This window comes from Elizabethkingia argenteiflava, from assembly GCF_009904105.1.
GTDB classification, from domain to species: domain Bacteria; phylum Bacteroidota; class Bacteroidia; order Flavobacteriales; family Weeksellaceae; genus Elizabethkingia; species Elizabethkingia argenteiflava.
Map to the genome: position 1 here is coordinate 1 of NZ_JAAABJ010000138.1, position 1,595 is coordinate 1,595.

Genomic DNA, 1,595 nt, shown 5'->3' on the forward strand with positions numbered 1-1,595 from the left:
TTTCTTTATATATTGCCATTGGTTTTCAGTTAGATCAGTTGGGTATTTCATTCCTTTTTTTCCAAATATCCAACTTCTGAAAACCTTCCTAACAAAATTTTCTACACAAATTTAAACAGCCTCTAAAACAAGTATCCGGCTTTATACTGTATATCTTATGGACTTTAGCAAAATCACCAAAAATGCAAACACAGCTTTCTTCAATATACGTTTCCAAGGTTTCTAAATAAGCACATCCTTCACGCATCTTTTAACAGCCGTATTGTATTCTCATCAGGACGGCTTGCTGAAAGTAAACTTTAGGATCAGAAAACAAAATATTAAAAGCACCGATAAATAACAGATTGAAAAAACTTTAACCCTGGGTTAGGGTTTTTACATTTTATCATTAGCCCCATTTATTACAAATAGGCATTAAGCTCTATACTATTGTCTACATCATCTAGCTGCGGACAGACCTTACCTGTCAGGTAATCATAGTCATTTTCACTCTCGTGTTGTGCAGCTAATTTACGCAACCCAAAAATCCCAACTACGGTTACCAAACCAACAGCACCTGCCAATAAAACTCGAATACTCATATTCATTTATATTATATTTAGATTAGGTCAATACTTACAAATAGCATTCCTTAGTAAAGAAAGTCTCTATTAATATTCCGTTAAATTATCCTAAAATTTATTTAAACATATTCTGTATATAATTAAAGTAAATTTAAAAACGAATCTGTAATTAATATTATAAACTATTAAATAATAAATTATGATAAAATTATAAAAACCTATTTCCGGCGGATTTTCCACTAAGATAAAAGTGATTAACTTTCGTCTTAAGTTTCAACCCATTCAACTAATCTATTAAATAAAGGAAATCCTTGTTCACCGATCAGGAATATTCACTTCCAACTGCTTATATATATAGGTTTTATCCTCATTTTCGCCCGTCGCAAACTTTAAGATATACTTTCCTCCCTTATGGGGTAAAAAGGTAAATGTATAGTTTTTTTCTTCTATTTTTTGGCGACATCCGCTCTGTTGGCTTTGTATACCAAAGACAACATAACTATAGATATTATGCTCTTTATCTTCTAACTGGGTTTGTAGTAATTGCTGACAGCTATTGGTGACTTTATAAGTGATCAATAGCTGACTTCTGTTCCCCGCTGGTTTAATTCCGTCTAAAGGTATTTTAATAGAAGTAACAGGTAAAAATAACTCATACCTTACATTTTCTTCTCTGTCATTCCCCAAACAGCCTACAAAAAAAACACTTAACACCACTAACCGACAATTGCGCTTTATCTGTCCCATATCAGTAATAGGATAAAATTAAAAAGGCAAAAAACAAAAAGGCAAAAAATTATATTTACACCTATTTCTACTATTATCTCCATGAAATTCGCTAACCATATAAAGATAAAGAAATAAAATTAATTTTAATATATATTTAGGATGAAATTTATATAAACACCCGTGGTGCATTTAAGCAATACGAGTTTTTAAGTTGTTAATATTTCTATTGTTTAGTTTATTAATGCATTGTATAACAGTCATTGCCATTATCTTAGATAATATTCTGTTCTTAAAGCCATCAAA

Annotated in this window: 2 protein-coding genes and 1 pseudogene; all 3 read right to left on the reverse strand. The window is 30.6% G+C overall.

The window, feature by feature from the left end:
* Window positions 1–401: 401 nt before the first annotated feature.
* Window positions 402–581 (reverse strand): hypothetical protein, encoded by a 180-nt coding sequence (locus tag GNY06_RS00910; RefSeq protein WP_244614321.1) that lies wholly within the window; start codon window positions 579–581, stop codon window positions 402–404.
* A 297-nt stretch (window positions 582–878) separates the two neighbouring features.
* Entirely contained in the window at window positions 879–1,310 is a 432-nt protein-coding gene (locus GNY06_RS00915) for a hypothetical protein (protein ID WP_166518394.1), read from the reverse strand.
* A gap of 171 nt (window positions 1,311–1,481) precedes the next feature.
* Window positions 1,482–1,595, reverse strand: a pseudogene (locus tag GNY06_RS15400) (IS982 family transposase); the annotation flags it as partial.